At 68.2% G+C, this 15,591-nt stretch carries 11 protein-coding genes; 4 read left to right on the top strand and 7 right to left on the bottom strand.

Translation table 11 applies throughout. From position 1 onward, the window contains the following. Positions 1-3 precede the first annotated feature (3 nt). The 6 genes from ABT115_RS10130 to ABT115_RS10105 form a co-directional block, all read right to left on the bottom strand. The gene (locus tag ABT115_RS10130; RefSeq protein WP_351786307.1) at positions 4-1,026 is read right to left on the bottom strand and encodes an aliphatic sulfonate ABC transporter substrate-binding protein; all 1,023 of its coding nucleotides are present in this window, start codon (positions 1,024-1,026) and stop codon (positions 4-6) included. Then, entirely contained in the window at positions 1,023-1,805 is a 783-nt protein-coding gene (locus tag ABT115_RS10125; RefSeq protein ID WP_351786305.1) for an ABC transporter ATP-binding protein, read from the bottom strand. The genes ABT115_RS10130 and ABT115_RS10125 overlap by 4 nt, the downstream gene beginning before the upstream one ends. Positions 1,806-1,809: 4 nt before the next feature. Beyond that, positions 1,810-2,637, bottom strand: a complete 828-nt coding sequence (locus ABT115_RS10120; RefSeq protein WP_502969063.1) for an ABC transporter permease — start codon at positions 2,635-2,637, stop codon at positions 1,810-1,812. Between the two features lie 59 nt (positions 2,638-2,696). After that, positions 2,697-4,181: a sulfatase family protein gene (locus ABT115_RS10115; RefSeq protein ID WP_351786300.1), complete on the bottom strand. Its 1,485-nt coding sequence runs from the start codon at positions 4,179-4,181 to the stop codon at positions 2,697-2,699. A 171-nt stretch (positions 4,182-4,352) separates the two neighbouring features. Beyond that, the gene (locus tag ABT115_RS10110) at positions 4,353-5,492 is read right to left on the bottom strand and encodes an ROK family transcriptional regulator (protein WP_351786297.1); all 1,140 of its coding nucleotides are present in this window, start codon (positions 5,490-5,492) and stop codon (positions 4,353-4,355) included. 492 nt (positions 5,493-5,984) lie between these two features. Further along, complete coding sequence (locus ABT115_RS10105; RefSeq protein WP_351786294.1) at positions 5,985-7,226, bottom strand: PucR family transcriptional regulator; 1,242 nt, start codon at positions 7,224-7,226, stop codon at positions 5,985-5,987. Between the two features lie 602 nt (positions 7,227-7,828). On the opposite strand from ABT115_RS10105, the gene ABT115_RS10100 reads away from it, so the two are divergent. Further along, a complete protein-coding gene (locus tag ABT115_RS10100) occupies positions 7,829-10,036 on the top strand; it encodes a glycoside hydrolase family 20 protein (protein ID WP_351786292.1) in 2,208 nt (735 codons plus the stop codon). Between the two features lie 125 nt (positions 10,037-10,161). Here the strand turns inward: ABT115_RS10100 and ABT115_RS10095 are convergent, their stop codons facing one another. Continuing rightward, complete coding sequence (locus ABT115_RS10095; RefSeq protein ID WP_351786290.1) at positions 10,162-11,796, bottom strand: amidohydrolase; 1,635 nt, start codon at positions 11,794-11,796, stop codon at positions 10,162-10,164. A 92-nt stretch (positions 11,797-11,888) separates the two neighbouring features. Between ABT115_RS10095 and ABT115_RS10090 the strand changes: the two genes are divergently transcribed. The 3 genes from ABT115_RS10090 (at position 11,889) to ABT115_RS10080 (ending at position 15,542) form a co-directional block, all read left to right on the top strand. Continuing rightward, positions 11,889-12,617: a TetR/AcrR family transcriptional regulator gene (locus tag ABT115_RS10090; RefSeq protein WP_351786288.1), complete on the top strand. Its 729-nt coding sequence runs from the start codon at positions 11,889-11,891 to the stop codon at positions 12,615-12,617. 195 nt (positions 12,618-12,812) lie between these two features. After that, positions 12,813-14,159 (top strand): carboxylesterase/lipase family protein, encoded by a 1,347-nt coding sequence (locus ABT115_RS10085; protein ID WP_351786286.1) that lies wholly within the window; start codon positions 12,813-12,815, stop codon positions 14,157-14,159. Positions 14,160-14,297: 138 nt separating this feature from the next. Beyond that, complete coding sequence (locus ABT115_RS10080) at positions 14,298-15,542, top strand: cytochrome P450 family protein (RefSeq protein WP_351786283.1); 1,245 nt, start codon at positions 14,298-14,300, stop codon at positions 15,540-15,542. Positions 15,543-15,591 lie beyond the last annotated feature (49 nt).

Here is a 15,591-nt window from a genome sequence, read left to right as displayed (position 1 = left end):
AGGTCACTGCGGCGGTCCGGCTGCCGCACCTGCCGCCTTGTAGAGGTCACCCACGTAGTAGTCCTTCGCGTCGGCGGGTGACTTGAGCTTGCCCATGTTCGTGAAGACGTCGGTCAGGCCGTTGAACCAGCCATCGACAGTGCCGTTGGCGGTCAGGTCGGTCAGCTCCTCGGAGGAGAGCAGCTTCACGTACTTGGTGGAGCCGGCGAGCTGATCGGCGGGCAGCTTGAGGAAGTTGGCGGTGACCTTCTCGGATTCCTCCGGATGGGCGGCGATCCAGTCGTTCGCCTGCCGCAGCACGGAGGTGACCTTGCGGACCAGCGCCGGGTTCTTGTCGGGCAAGTCGGGCTGGGTCACGAAGACGTTGGGGAACGTCAGCTCCGGGTAGTAGTCCTCGGTACGACTGACCTCGGTCAGATCGGGGACCCGCTTCTTGATGGTGTCGATCAGCGGATACCAGATGGCCGCCGCGTCGACTTGGCCGGAGGAGAAGGCCGTGACGACGGTGCTCGGGTCCATGGTGACCCGGGTGATGTCGGACGGTTTCAGTCCGGCCTGGTCGAGCGCCAGGTTGAGAATCATGTCGCCGGAAGTGCCCTCGGCCACGGCGACCTTCTTGTTCTTGAGGTCGGCGGGCTTGGTGATGCCGGTGCCAGGGCGGGCGATGACGCGGTCGGCCTGGCCGAGCATGTTGACTGCGACGATCTTTGCCTTGCCGGAGGCCGGTAGCCACAGGGCGCCAGGGCCGAGGTAGCCGAAGTCGAGGTTGCCTGCGCCGAGCGCCTGGACCTGCAGCGGGCCGTTGGTGAACACCTTGAGGTCGGGACTCAGTCCTGCCTTCTGCCAAAGGCCTTGCTTGGCGGCGACCGCGAGGGCGGCCGAGCCACTGTAGTCCGCGATGTAGCCGAAGGTGACAGAGGTGGTCCGGCCTGAGGACGAGGAGGGCTCGGAACTGCAGCCGGCGGCGGATGCGACAAGGGCGAGAACAGCGGCAGCGGCCCACAGGCCGGCGGTCCTGCGCTTCATGAGGAGGTTCCTTCGAGGATGGTCGGCTGGTGGTAGACGGCATTCCAGACCTGTCGCCGCAGGCCGGCGAACTCGGCGGACAGGCGCATCTCCTCGGTGCGGGGATACGGCAGGTCGACGGGGATGATCCGGTGGACACGTCCGGGGCGGGCGGCCATGACCACGACTCGGCCGGCGAGGTAGACCGCCTCGTCGACATCATGGGTGATGAACATGACCGTGCGGCGGTCACGGCTCCAAGTCTCCAGCAGCGAATCCTGCATGCGGACCCGGGTGAGGGCGTCCAGTGCGCCGAAAGGCTCGTCCATGAGGAGGACCTTGGGATCCACGGCGTACGCCCGGGCGATGGCGCACCGCTGCTTCATGCCGCCGGACAGCGTCTTGGGCAGGGCGTCGGCGAAGTCGCCCAGGCCCACCATGTCGATCACCTGCCTGGCTGTGGCTTGTCGTTCGGCCCGGCCGACACCGGCGACCTTCAGGCCGAACTCGACGTTCTCGGTGACGGTCATCCACGGGAAGAGCGCGTACTGCTGGAAGATGACACCCCGCTCCGGGCCGGGGCCACGTACCTCTTCGCCGTCGACCGTCACCGAGCCGCCAGTGGCATCCAGGAGGCCGGCCGCGATGTTGAGCATGGTGCTCTTGCCGCAGCCCGAGGGGCCGACGACGGTGACGAACTCGCCGTCCTCGATGGTGAGGCTCACATTGTCCAGGGCCAGAAATCCCCCGCCCTTGCTGCCGAAGTCGCGGCAGACCTCGCGGAACTCGATGGAGGGCATGGAGCTATCTCCTTTCCTGCCATCCGGTCAGTCGGTGTTCGGCAAGCAGCAGTAGTCGGTCCATGACCAGACCGACGGCGCCGATGGCGATCAGCTGGACGAACATCGTGGGCAGGTCGTAGTACAGCTGGGCCTGCTGCATCCGGAAGCCGAGCCCGCTCTGGGCTGCGATCAGTTCGGCGGCGACAACGGTGGCCCATGCTGCGCCCAGGCCGATCCGCATGCCGACCAGGATGAACGGGGTGGAGGCGGGCACCACCACGCCGAGGAACACCCGGCTGTCCTTGGCGCCGAGCACTCGGGCGGCGTTCACCAGTGTGGGGTCCACCGACACCACGCCCTGGAAGGTCGACACCACCGAGGAGAGAAAGGCGGCCAGGAAAATGACGAAGACTTTCGGAGTCTCGCCGATACCCATGAGCACGATGGCCAGCGGAATGACCGCCAGGGGCGGAACCATCCGGAAGAACTGCAGCCAGGGATCGATCAGTTGACGGACGATCGGGTACCAGCCCATGGCGAATCCGACTGGCACGGCCAAGGCCACGCCGATGACGTAGCCGGTGAGCACGCGCCGGAGACTGGCGCCGAGGTCGTCGAGGAGGACGCCGTCAAGGATCAGTTCCCAACCACGGCTCAGCACCGACAGCGGGCCGGGGAAGCCCTGGATGCCGCTGTGTGCGAGGACGGTCCATACCAACAGGCCGAGTGCGGCGGAGGACAGTGCGAGCAGGAAACCACGGAGGCTGATGCCTTGGGGCAGCCGCCTGACCGGATTGCCTGCGCGGCCGGCCGTGGGCGGTGTGGGGTCGAGGGCCGCGCCGGTCGTCATGGGGGCGTTCTCCGAGCGGGCTGTCCGCCGGGCCGGTGCGGTGGACGTGGCGTGTTGTTTCATGCCACCTCATCCGCCACTCCGTCGACGTCGGGTGCGCGGCTGCTGATGTCGGACATGTAGCTCATCCATGTGTAGGCGGGGTCACCCCGGTGCAGGAGTTCCTGGTACAGACGCTCCGTCAGTTCTCGCCGGACGGCGGCGTACGCGGGCGCTTCGTGGACGTTGTGCAGTTCGTGCGGGTCCGCTTCGAGGTCGTAGAGCTCATTGACGCTTTCAGGGTTGTACACCAGCTTGTGGCGACGGTCGCGGATCATCCTCTGCGAGTAGGGGAAATGGTGGCCGTGGAACTCGGTCACCACCTGCTCGCGGGTGCCGTCGGCCGGCTCACCGGCCAGTACCGGCAGCAGGCTCGCCCCGTCGCAGCGTTCCAGTGCCGGCAGACCGGCCAGGCCCAGGACCGTGGGGTTGAGGTCGATGAGAGTGGCGAAATCGTCGCGGACCTGCTGCGGGCAGCCGGGGACGCGCACGATTCCCGGGATGCGGTAGATGTCCTCGTACATCGCCGGGCCCTTGTCGTTGAGCCGGTGGGAGCCGGTGAACTCACCGTGGTCGGCGGTGAAGACGACAGCGGTGTCCTCCCACAGGCCACGGGCCTTCAGCGCGTCCAGGAGACGGCCGACCTGGTGGTCGATGAGGGTCACATATCCCCAGTAGACGGCGATGAGCTTGCGCCAGGCGTCGGTGTCGAAGTCGTCCGTCGACCAGTACGCGGCGTAGTGGCGTTGCACATCGGGCTTACCGGCGAAGGTTTCGGCCATGGAGGCCGGCAGCGGCACCGATGCCGGGTCGTACATGTCGTAGTACTCGTCCGGGATGAGGTAGGGCAGGTGGGGACCGAACCAGTGGCAGGACAGCATGAACGGCTTGCCGTCGGTGTGCCAGGCGTCGGCATAGCGGTCGAGCAGATCGAGGGTCTGGTCGGTGAGGTAGGCCTCGATGGTGGCCTCGGGCGGCTGCTGTAGGCGGCCGGCTATCAGATGGCCGCGGCCGGTGCCATTCGTCGCCGAGCCGAAGACCGCGTCCTTGACTGCGAAGCGGGGGTAGCCCTTGGCATCCAGCCATGCTTCGTAGGAGGGATGGTGGACGGGGTTGAGTGCTCCGGGAAGGTGTTCGCCGTCCATGGCGTAGTACTCGGGGCCGCGGGTGCGGCCGATGTGCCACTTGCCCACGTGGCCCATGTTGTAGCCGGCCGCCAGCAGCGGCTGGGAAAGCACCGGCGAACCGTCCTCGACTTCGTCGCGTGCGCCACCGTTTCGCTCGGGATTCACCAGCAGGCCGTGGCGGAAGGGATGCTGCCCGGTGAAGAGCGAGGCGCGGGCCGGGGTGCAAATGGCGGTTGGTGTGTAGAAGCTGTCGAACCGGGTGCCTTCGGCTGCGAGGGAGTCGAGCGCGGGGGTGCTGATGGTGGTGTTGCCGTAGCAGCCCAGGGTGTCGACCCGGTGCTGGTCGGTCATCAGGAAGAGGAGATTTTGGGGGGACACAGGCAGACGGACCTTCCGATCGGCCCCTGGAGGAGGAGCGTGGGGACAGCGCCGGGCTGTGGGGAGAGGTGATGGAGAGCTCTCAGCACCCATTTTTCCTGGATCGGATCATATTTATGGGAGGTCTGGCCCACAAGGGGTCGGTGGCCGTGTATCCGCCTACCGTTCCTCTCACGCCTTCAGCGGCTCCTCCCGGAGCAGTAGCGCCACTGCTCCGAGGGCCGCCGCGTTGACTCCCAGATCTGCTTGCACGACGTCCACTCGTCTTGCTGCGTGCGGCAGGGCCAGTCGTTCGATCGCCTGGCGGATGGGGTCCAGGACGAGCGAGCCCAGCTGAGCCAGCTCTCCTCCGATCACGATCCGTGAGGGGTCCAGTTGTGTCACGGTGCCGGTCAGCACCCTGCCCAGTCTGTCCGCGGCGGTGGAGACGACCCGGCTTGCCGTCGTGGAAAGGTCGCGCACGGCGGCGATCAGGGTGTCCAGGTCGGCAAGGACAAGGCCTTGCCGGGCGCATTGCTCCAGTAGTGCCGCGCCCCCGGCGACTCCTTCGAGGCAGCCCCGGCCACCGCAGTGGCAGGGCTTCCCGCTCGGATCCACGCTCACATGGCCGATTTCACCGGCACATCCGTGTGCCCCGGCCACGGCTCGGCCGCCGACCACCAAGCCGCCGCCGATTCCTGTGGACCAGCGCACATAGACAAGGTCGTCCACCGAGCGTCCCGCGCCCCAGGTCGCCTCGGCCAGAGCCGCGGAGCGGGAGTTGTTGCTCAGTACCACCGGCACGCCGAACTCCTCGGCGATACGCGTCCGCAGTGCTTCGATCTCGTCGGGTTTCCACTCGGTGCCGACGATTCCGACGAGGCCCGCGCCGATTGCCACGAGCGTCGACGGGTCGACCACCGCTTCACCGGCCGTCCGCCGCAGCAGATCTGCCGCCGGGGCCACTACGTCGGCGCGCACCGCAGAGGGCAGGTCGCACATGCCGCTGGCCACCACTTCGTGGGAGGTGTTGACGATAACCAGGCGCATCCGGCTGCGGCCGATGTCGAGCCCGGCGTACAGGCCGGCGGAGGGATTGAGCGCGACCCGGGTCGCGGGCCGGCCCCGGCCGCGCGCTGTCGTGTCGTCGGCGCTCTGCTCGACCAGGACACCGCCATCGAGCAGTCCGGCGACGATGCTGAACAGCGTGGTCTTGGGCAGGCCGGTGCGCCGGCTCAGCTCGGCGCGGCTGAGTGCCCCCGAGCGGCGCAGTTCGGCGAGAACGAGGTCGTCGTAGGCCGCCCTGTTACGGCGGGCAGGAGTAACGGTCATCGCAGCATGATGCGCCATTGTCCGTTATTCGGGCAAAGACGGGAAGAAATTCCCCTGCCATGACCGGCCCTCCGCAACACAGCAGGCCGTGGCGGCGGCCGGGTGCAGAGACCGCGACCGGAGAAAGCAGACCGGCTGCAACCGTCGGCGACAGGGTTCTGGTGCAGCCATCCTGAAGGACCTGCCCTGCTCAATTCGATCCTTATTCGGAATAATTGGCGGGGCCTGGTCAGACAGCGACCGTACCTGGGGAAAGATCCACCGGGACGGTTACCGGTGTCGGCTGCACCGGCACCTGATTTGACGCTCCGTGCGGGCCGGGACCGCCCCGGCCCGCACGGACAGGTGACGGCCCCGCCACCGATTCGATGGCGGGGCCTCAACCCTTCTCGGCCGTATCCTGCCCTCGACGACTGACCGGAATGGACAGGCGACCCCCGTCGCCCGCGTTGATCGGCAACAGTCTTCAGATCTATGTCGAGGCCGTAGAGTTCAGCCTGCAGGCCGGTAGCGGCCGGTGAACCGTGCGAGTTTCAGTCCGAGGTGCAGGCAGAGACGTTCATTGCCGTCTTTGAGGTTGGCGCCTGTCAACTGCTCAAAACGCTGAATGCGGTAGTACAACGACGTACGATGCAGTTTCAGGCGTTGGGAGGTCGCGAGTGCGTTGCCGGCGAGATCAAGGTAGGTCTCCAGCGTCTGAAGCAGAGGCAGCGCTTCGGGATCGGTTAAAAGCTGCTCGAGCCCGGGATGAAGCTCAAGCTCGCCGGGGTTTTGACTGAACAGTTGTGCGAATACCCGATAGATGCCGAGTTGGGACCATCGGGCAATCCCGCTGACGTCGGGCATGAGAGCAGCAATACGAGCTGCTTGGCCGGCCTCGAGATAGGAGCCACGTGCCTGCGCCAACTCCGACCGTGGCTGCCCGACGCCGATCACGGATGTCGACACCTGCTCGAGTCCGGACAGCGCGGACTGCAGGGCATGGTCGAGGTGGGACACACAGCGGTTCACTGTCACCTCGTCGACCTCCCCCTCCGTACCGACGAGAAGTAATCCGTCGCTGTGAGAGACAAGGTGGACGGTGTGTCTTGCGGGCAGTTGGTGGCGGGTGTTGACGAGTGCATGTTCGAGGGCGAGTCGCACCTGGTCATCCGGCTCGGCGTCGGGGGTGAGCACCGGCCGGGCCACCAACACGACAACACCGAGGGAGGGGTCGAAGTGCCCGCCGTCGATGAGGGTGCGCGCCGCAGAGGTCTGGACATCGTTGTCACAAAGCAGCAGGTTCCTGACCGCCTCTGTCTCCCGGTTTGACGCGAGCTCGTCGGCCAGCACCTCGCGATAGAGCACGAGGGCGAAGTCTTGGGCGGTGTTTTCGGCCAGCGCGATCTGCTCCGGGCTCATCAACTCGTCGGTATCGTCGGTATCGATGAGCCACAGATACCCCAGGAGAAGGTCGTGGTGCCGGATCGGTATGCATACCCGCGGCAGCATGCCGAGCGAGGCGTTGTGGGGAATACGGACCGGGTGCCGCGCCTTGGCCAGCTCGAACCGACGCAGCCATGCAAGCACTTCGGCAGATACACAGCGCTGCAGAATCGACGTATGGCGCACCGTGTCAAGCAGCTCGCTGTGCCGGCTGTAGACCACCAGCCGCTGTCGGCGGTCCTCGACGGTCGCTGGGCGAGACAGCTTGGTCGCGAGCGAGTCGACGAGGTCTTGGAGCTCTGCGTACATTGCACACCTCCGGGGCCGATGCAGCCCGTGCTGGTCGTCGAGCACTCTGCCTGTGGGGCGCTCGGATTGCGGCCACCAGCGCGGTGGCGGCATCAGTGGCACAGGCCCGGCACAGCGCTCGGTGGGGCGTGGGACCACTGGCGGCCCAGGTGGGGCGGCCCGGTGCCGGCCGGTCATCAGGAACAGGAGATTTGGGGGTGACACAGGCAGACGGACCTTCCGAGCGGCCCCTGGAGGAGGAGCGAGGGAGAGTGCCGGGCTGGGCCGCGGGAAGAGTTGATGGGAGCTCTCGGCGGCCATTTTTCCTGGATCGGATCATATTTATGGGAGGTCTGGCCCACAAGGGGGCGGTGACCGTGTAACCGCCGGCCGTTCCTCTCACGTCTTCGTCGGTTCCTCTCGGAGCAGTTTTGCGCCATTGCTCAGAGGGCCGCCGCTGCAACCGCCGGCGACAGGGTTCTGGTGCAGGCATCTTGCAGGACCAGCCTTGCGCTCAATACGATCCATTTTCGGAATAACTCCAGGCTTTACACCCGCACGAGGCGCCGACCGACGCGCACCCCCAGACCGACGACACCCGATGCCCGATCCCAGGAGGCGCCATGCACCACCTCAAGCGTCGATCGTTTCTCGCCGGTGCGGCGGGAGCCGTCGGCGCTACGACCATCGGGGCCCCGGCCCGGGCGTCGGAGGACAGCGGGTCCGACGTCGCTTTCACGCTCGCACACAACGGCCGTGGCAAGGCGACGGTGCTTTGGTGGGGAGGCACCACCGCACAGTTCGCGGCCTCTGAACTGGCCGACTATGTACAGCGGATGAGCGGTGCCCGCCTTCGGATCCTGCGTGCACAGCCCGAACAGCCGCAGACAGCCACCTCCGGAGTGCTCGTGCTGCCCGGAAGCCAACGCCAGTCAACCGCCGTCCCGCCACTGTGGCTGGCCCAGGCCGACAGGCAGCTGCGCGACCAAGTCACGGACAGCTATCTGGTCAGTGCCACCGCGGACGGCGTGCTGCTGAGCGGGGTGGGCGACCGTGGCGTGGGGTACGCGACTTACGCGCTGCTGGAGCAGTTCGGAGTCGGCTTCTTCGCGCCGCAGTTCAGCTACTACCAGGGTGCCGCCGAGACCGTGCCGCAGACGGGCGACATCACGGTGCGTTCCCAGACCAGCCTGGTCGCTCCATCCTGGCCGGTGCGGCGCAAAGCGATCGAGGAGGGCTGGAGCATCAACCAGGCCGGCCTCATCGCGCTGATCGACTGGATGGGCAAGCAGCGGCTCAACATCCTGGTCTTTCCGTACGACTACGTCGGGGCCGGAGTCTCTCGCTATGAGGACTTCGCGGCAGGGATGGCACCGGAACTCGCGAAGCGCGGCATCATCGTGGAAGTCGGCGGTCACGGGTACGACGCATTTCTCCGCCGTGCCGACTATGCGCAGTACTACACTCCCGGGGCCAACGTCTTCAACGTGCACGACGAAGCGGCGGTGTCCCAGTATGTCGCCAACGTCGTCGCCTATCTGCGGGCCCGGCCCGAGATCGCCATCTTCGACTGCTGGCCACCGGACGGGGCGACGTGGCCGAAGGCGGCCCTCGCCAGGTTCGGCACCGCCACCAACGCCGAAGTCCACGTTGTGAACAAGCTTGTCGCCGCCCTCGCTGACGCCGGACTCCATGTCCAGGTCGAACGCATCGCGTACGGCGCCGGTCTGGACACGCCCACAGTCGGGAACACTTTCGACCCGAGCGTGCTCATCGACTTCGCCGCCTATGGACGCACGTACTCCGTCCCGTTCGGCGATCCGTCCTCGTCCGTGAACGCGAACTATCTGGACGTGCTGCGCCGCTGGCGCGCGGCCCACCCGGGCACACTTGCGATCTACGACTACTCGCGCCGCTATCGCTGGCGCGAGCTCGGCAATCCGATCGGAGTCCTCGTCCAGGACACGGAGGCGTACCGCAGTGTCGGCGTCAACGGCATCGGCATGTACTCCGAACCGGCGAGCTGGCTGCAGTTCGAGGCGATCCATCTGTTCGGCGCCCGCAGCGCGTGGAATCCGACGACGACCTACGACGACTTCACGAGCGGCTACCTGCCCGCGCGGTTCGGGCCCGCAGCACAGGAGATGGCCGACTACCTGCTGTGCACCGCGGATGATCCGGACGTCCTCGACAAGCCCGGCCAAGGCGTGGCCCTGCGGACCAAGTACCAGGCCGCCGCAGCCGACATCGCCGCGGCGCGAGCGAAGACCGCAGGGGCCGGCGCCGCCGCGATCGTCCTCGGCCGGCTGGCCTGGGGCTGCGAACTCGCCCTGGCCGATATCGATATCAGCCGGTACACCCAGGCCAACGACCAGGCCGGCAAGCAGCAGGCGATGGCCCGCTACCGCGAGCTGACCCAGCGGCACCGATTCAATGGCATCCAGCTCGAATCGGCCTTCACCACCACGCGCTATGGCGAACAGGTCACCCGGGCGCAGATCGCCAAGCAGTATCGCTCCCCAGCGTGGGGTTACCTGCCGCAGATCCAGTTCACCGTGCGGCAGGGTGACTCCGTCGATGTGACCATCACGGCCCAGGACGTCGACTTTCAGGGGCACGACGTGGACTGGACGCTCAGCACACCCCAGGGCCTCACCGCCGAGCGCACCCAGGGCCGTTTGCGAGCCTTGGGCCCGCTCGAGGCTTCGGAAGCGGTCCGCCTGAGCGCCGGGCCCGCCGCCACACCCGGGAAGTACGCCGTCACTGTCGCCTTCGCTGTCGACGGAAAAAACCTGACGTCCGCTCAGTGCGCTGTCATCGTGTCCGGGTAGAGAGCGTTCAATCGCTTTGGCCGGGAGGGCAGCTGGTGCCGAACCGGCTCCAGATGCGGGCGTCCTCGCTGCGCAGGGGCCAGGACTGAGCCGGCCTGGTCGGCAGGCTCAGAGCCGACAGGCGCTCAGGCGGCGTGCACGAGCGTGCCGCCGACGTAGGTCCGCAGGACACGTGCCTCGGCGATCTCCTCCGGCGGCGCCGTGAAGATGTCGCGGTCCAGAACCACCAGGTCGGCGAGGTTGTCGGGGCGCAGACTGCCGGTGTCGTCCAGGCCGTTCACATGCGCGGTGCCCGCGGTGTAGGCGGCGGCGGCCGTCGCCAGGTCGAGGCGCTGCTCGGGAAGGAAGACCCGGTCGTCGGTTGTCCCCGGCTCCATCCGGTTGACCGCGACATGGATGCCCGCGATCGGGTCGGGGCTGCTGACGGGCCAGTCGCTGCCAGCGGCCAGGGTGGCTCCGGCGCGCAGCAGACTGCCGAACGGGTACTGCCATGAGGCGCGTTCGGGGCCCAGGAAGGGGATGGTCAGCTCGTCCATCTGCGGTTCGTGCGCGGCCCAGAGCGGCTGGATGTTGGCGATGGCGCCGAGCCGGGCGAAGCGCGCGAGGTCGTCGGGATGCACGACCTGGAGGTGAGCGAGGTGGTGGCGGTTGCCGCGGTGTCCGTTGGCTTCGATGGCGGCCTCGATCGAGTCGAGGGCCTCGCGGACGGCCCGGTCACCGAGGGCGTGGAAGTGGACCTGGAAGTCCAGGGCGTCGAGCCGGGTGACGTAATCGCGCAGAGCGGCGGGGTCGACGAAACTCAGGCCCGTGTTGGCGGTGGCACAGCCGCAGCCGTCGAGATACGGGGAGGTCATCGCGGCGGTGAAGTTCTCGGCGATGCCGTCCTGCATGATCTTCACCGAGCCGGCCCGGAAGCGGCCGTGGCTCAACTGCTCGCGCAGCGCGACCAGTTCGTCGATCTGCTCGGCGCCGCGCTCACGGTCCCACCACAGCGCGCCGCTGACGCGGGCGGTGAGCGAGCCGTCGCGGGCGGCGGCCAGATAGGCGTCCGACGGATCGGGCTTGCCGCTGAAGATGCCGAGCAGGGCATCCTGCCAGCCGGTGATACCGAGGGAGTGCAGCAGTTCCTGGGCCCGCAGCAGACCCGCGAGCCGGTCCGCTGGGGTGCCCGCCGGCACCAGACGGGAGACCAGCGCCGTGGCGCCCTCCTGGAGCATCCCGCTGGGTGTGCCGTCCGGTTCGCGCTCGATGCGGCCGTCGGCGGGGTCGGGAGTGGCGGCCGTGATTCCGGCCAGCTCGAGCGCCCGGGTGTTGGCCCACGCGCCGTGGTGGTCACGGTTCGACAGCAGGACCGGACGATCCGGGACCACGGAGTCGAGCAACTGCCGGGTGGGCAGGCCACCGTCGAAGCTTTCCATCGACCACCCGCCGCCGGTGATCCACAGGTGGTCGGGGTGGGCGTCCGCGTAGGCCCGTATCCGGCCCAGGTACTCCTCGGTGCCGACGGTGCCGGTCAGGTCGCACTCAGCCAGCTCGGTTCCGCCGTACACCGCGTGGATGTGGGCGTCCTGGAAGCCGGGGAGCAGTAGCTTCCCCCGAAGGTCGACGACCTCGGTGCCGGGACCGATGAGTTCGCGCACGTCGTCGTGTCCGACGGCGGCGATCCGGTCGCCGATGACGGCGAGTGAAGTGGCCCGGGTGCGGGCCGGATCGGCGGTGAAGACGGCTCCGCGGGTGAAGACCAGGTCGGCTGTGGTCATATGGCGCTCCAGAGCGTGAGGAAACGTGAGGCGGGCGCCATGCAAGCGGCTCGACCATTTACACGTCAAGGGTGTTGTCGTAAGGTCCGCGCATGTCTGAACGCGTGGTTCCCGAAAGCGAGCGACGGCGGCGCAGGCCGACCAAGCAGGGCGCAGTCCTCTCGGAGAGGCTGATCGTCGAGACCGCGCTGCGCCTTGTCGCGCAGCACGGTGCGGAGGCACTCTCGGTACGGCGGCTCGGCGCCGCACTGGGCGCCGACCCCAGCGCCATCTACCGGTATTTCCGCAACACCGACGCACTGCTGCTCGCCCTCGCCGACGAACTGGTCGGCCGCGCGCAGGAGGGCTGGGCGCCCACCGGCGACTGGCGTGCCGACCTTCGTGCGATCGGTCTGCGGATTCATGCCTCCTACCGGTCCAACCCGCAGGCAGCCCTTCTGGCGGCGCACCGTACGACCGGACGCGTCCACGAGACCGGCGCCGTCGAGACGATCCTCGGCATCCTGCGCTCGGCGGGCTTCCCGGACCCTCTCGTGGTGCGGATGTACCACGCCTTCGTCGATCAGGCCCTCGCCTTCGCGGCCCAGGACGCCGCCGCCCTCGCCCTTCCGCAGGATGCCCGCGAAGCGGACGCGGAGGTCTGGCACGCGGTGTACGGCAAGCTGTCGGCCACCACGCACCCGAATATCGCCGCGACCTTGCCCCTGCTCGCCGCCGACATGCGCGACAGCGGTTATCCCTTCGCCCTGGAACTGATGCTGGACGCGATGGCGGCGCGACGGCCCGCTGCGAGCGGCCCGGCTGCGCCGCGGCCGCGCTGATCACGCTCCTCGACGCCGCCTCGGTGATCCCCGTCAAGAAGGTGCGCTGAGGCCCACGCACCCCCTGGCTCCGGTGCCCGCCGACCGCACGTTACGGTGCGAAGGCCCCCAATCCCGCGACATTGCGGAAGATTCGCCATTACGTCGAACGCGACGCCCCTGCAACTGAGCCGCATATAACAGGAGCACTCTCCGATGACAGACACCCTTGTCCGCACCGCGCACGGCCCGGTGCGAGGTGAACGCCGCACCGACGGAAGCCTCCGCTTCCTCGGCATCCCGTACGCACAGCCGCCGGTCGGCGAACTCCGCTTCGCCGCACCCGTACCGCCCGAGCCGTGGAGCGAACCGCTGGACACCACCGCGTACGGCCCGACAGCCCAGCGCCGTCCGTTCGCCGAGGTCACCACCATTCCCGAGCCGTCCATCCCGGGCGACGCTGTCCTGAATCTCAATGTCTTCACCCCTGACATCGCCCCCGCCGAACCGCTGCCGGTCCTCGTCTGGATCCACGGCGGCGGGTACGTGGCCGGCTCGGCCGCCAGCCCCTGGTACGACGGGGCCGCGTTCAACCGGGACGGCGTGATCCTGGTGTCGGTCGGCTACCGACTGGGCATCGAGGGCTTCCTGCACCTTGAGGACGCCCCCGACAACCGGGGGGTGCGGGACTGGATCGCCGCCCTGGAGTGGATCCGCGACAACATCGCGAACTTCGGCGGCGACCCGGCCAAGGTCACCGTCGCCGGCCAGTCGGCGGGCGGCGGCGCCGTCCAGACGCTGCTCGCCGTGCCCGCAGCCCAAGGTTTGTTCAGGGCAGCGATCTCGGTTTCCGGCGCGACCATGCGGCCGCAGGGCAGAGACCTGGCCGAGACAGTGTCTACGCTCTTCACCGCCCGTACCGGCACACCTGCGACAGCGGTCGCACTGCGCAACCTGACGGACAACGAACTTCTCGACCTCCAGGACAGGTTGGGCGAGCCGGGCCCGGACCGCGACGCACTCCCGATGCTGGTCCTCGCGCCCTTTGCGGACGGCGAACTCATTCCGAGGCCGGTGCCGGAGGCACTCATCGACGAAGAGGCAGGCGCGGACGTGCCGTTGATGATCGGCTTCACCGCCCACGAGTTCGGCATGATGCAGCCCGCCGAGGTGGGCCAGTCCCTCACGGACGAGGTATTCCGCGCCCCCGCCATCGCCATCGCCGAGGCCCGAGCCCGGGCGTCCCGTCCCACCTGGCTCTACCAGTTCGAGTGGACTGCCACGGCGCCCGCCTTCGAGGGCTTGGCGCATCACTGCGTGGACATCCCCTTCGCCTTTGACCTCCTGAACGCCCCCGGCGTCCCCGAGGCCGTGGGCGCCCACCCACCCCAGCCGCTTGCCGACGCCATCCACGCGTCCTGGGTCCGTTTCGTCCGCGACGTCGACCCGGGCACGGCCTGGCCGCCCTACACACAGGACACCCGCGCGACCCGAATATGGGCCACCGAACCCCGCACGCTGCACGACCCGCTGCGTCGCGTACGTGAGACTTCGCTGCCCTGAACCGCACACCTCGCGGGTGCTGGCCGCGGCGTGCGCCGCGCTTCCTTTCGGCGGCGCCGCTTGCCCATTACGCTGAAACATCTCTGCGTAAAACGCCTAAAGCCGCGCAAAGAGGCGCGATGCCCCACGGGAGGCATGATGAGCCAGCAACCGGTCCTCCTGCCCTACACCGACCCGGCCTTCGTGGCTGACCCCTTTCCGCTCTACCGACAGTTGCGCGAGGACGGGCCGGTGCGGCGCGCCGTCATCGCCGGGGGCCTGGAAGCCTGGCTGGTCACGCGGTACGAAGACGGCCTCATGGCCCTGTCACACCCGCAGCTGAGCAGCGACGTCCGTGACGCGTCGGATCCCCGGCTCATTGAGCGGCTGCCCGCCAGCGAGCGCGAGTCCCTGCTGCGCAACATGCTCCGCTCCGATCCGCCCGACCACACCCGCCTGCGCCGGCTGGTGTCCAAGGCGTTCACCGCGCACAGGGTGGCGGAGCTGCGGCCCCGCGTCCAGGAGATCGCCGACCGTCTGCTCGACGAGATCGTGCCCGCCGGTCGCGCCGACCTCATCGAGAGCTATGCGCTGCCGCTTCCGGTCACCGTGATCAGCGAACTGCTCGGCGTACCCGTGGCCGACCGGCACGACTTCCAGCAGTGGACCGACGACATGATCCTCCAGGGGATCAAGCCGCCGGACCCGGCCCGGGTGGACGGGGCGTGGCAGCAGATGCGCTCGTACCTGACCAAGCTCTTGGAGGCCAAACGAGCCCGGCCCGGCGACGACCTGCTCAGCGCGCTGATCGTGGCCAGGGACGAGGAACAACGGCTGGACGAGGACGAGCTGATCGCCATGGCCTTCCTGCTGCTGGCGGCCGGATACATCACCACGGTCAACCTGATCGGCAGCGGCATCGCCGCACTGCTCGCCCACCCCGGCCAGCTTCGGTTGCTGCGGGACGACCCGGCGCTGCTGCCGGGCGCGATCGAGGAGTTCCTGCGTTACGACGGGCCGGTCAACCCCGGCATTGCCAGGTTCGTGCGCGAGGACGTCACCATCGCCGGGGTGAACATCCCGCGCGGCGCGACCGTGCTGATCGCCTCCGCCATCGCCGACCGCGACCCGGATCACTTTCCCGAACCCGACCGCCTGGACATCTCCCGGCAGGACAACGCCCACCTCGCGTTCGGGCACGGCATCCACTACTGCCTGGGCGCACCGCTGGCCAGGCTGGAGGGGCAGATCGCCATCGGCACCGCCCTGCGCCGCCTTCCCGACCTCGCCCTGGGCGTGCCCCCGGACGAACTGCGGTGGCGGCCGGGCGGACTGCGCGGCCCCGAACACCTGCCGGTCACCTTCACATTCGCTGACGGGGCCGTCGCCGGCAGGCGTTCCTGAACCACGTGTCGGCCGGTGGGGTGTCCCGGAACAAACAGCATCGGCCGGA

Source organism: Streptomyces sp. NPDC001832 (genome assembly GCF_040297265.1).
Taxonomy (GTDB): Bacteria; Actinomycetota; Actinomycetes; order Streptomycetales; family Streptomycetaceae; genus Streptomyces.
Note: the sequence above shows the minus strand (reverse complement) of the source record. Positions and strands in the feature narration are given on the sequence as shown.

What these genes read in the sequence shown, in the direction of transcription:
- ABT115_RS10130 (WP_351786307.1), bottom strand. Translation starts at nt 1,026, where the DNA reads ATGAAGCGCAGGACCGCCGGCCTGTGGGCCGCTGCCGCTGTTCTCGCC.
- ABT115_RS10095 (WP_351786290.1), bottom strand. Translation starts at nt 11,796, where the DNA reads ATGACCACAGCCGACCTGGTCTTCACCCGCGGAGCCGTCTTCACCGCC.
- ABT115_RS10105 (WP_351786294.1), bottom strand. Translation starts at nt 7,226, where the DNA reads ATGTACGCAGAGCTCCAAGACCTCGTCGACTCGCTCGCGACCAAGCTG.
- ABT115_RS10080 (WP_351786283.1), top strand. Translation starts at nt 14,298, where the DNA reads ATGAGCCAGCAACCGGTCCTCCTGCCCTACACCGACCCGGCCTTCGTG.
- ABT115_RS10110 (WP_351786297.1), bottom strand. Translation starts at nt 5,492, where the DNA reads ATGACCGTTACTCCTGCCCGCCGTAACAGGGCGGCCTACGACGACCTC.
- ABT115_RS10120 (WP_502969063.1), bottom strand. Translation starts at nt 2,637, where the DNA reads ATGACGACCGGCGCGGCCCTCGACCCCACACCGCCCACGGCCGGCCGC.
- ABT115_RS10125 (WP_351786305.1), bottom strand. Translation starts at nt 1,805, where the DNA reads ATGCCCTCCATCGAGTTCCGCGAGGTCTGCCGCGACTTCGGCAGCAAG.
- ABT115_RS10100 (WP_351786292.1), top strand. Translation starts at nt 7,829, where the DNA reads ATGCACCACCTCAAGCGTCGATCGTTTCTCGCCGGTGCGGCGGGAGCC.
- ABT115_RS10085 (WP_351786286.1), top strand. Translation starts at nt 12,813, where the DNA reads ATGACAGACACCCTTGTCCGCACCGCGCACGGCCCGGTGCGAGGTGAA.
- ABT115_RS10090 (WP_351786288.1), top strand. Translation starts at nt 11,889, where the DNA reads ATGTCTGAACGCGTGGTTCCCGAAAGCGAGCGACGGCGGCGCAGGCCG.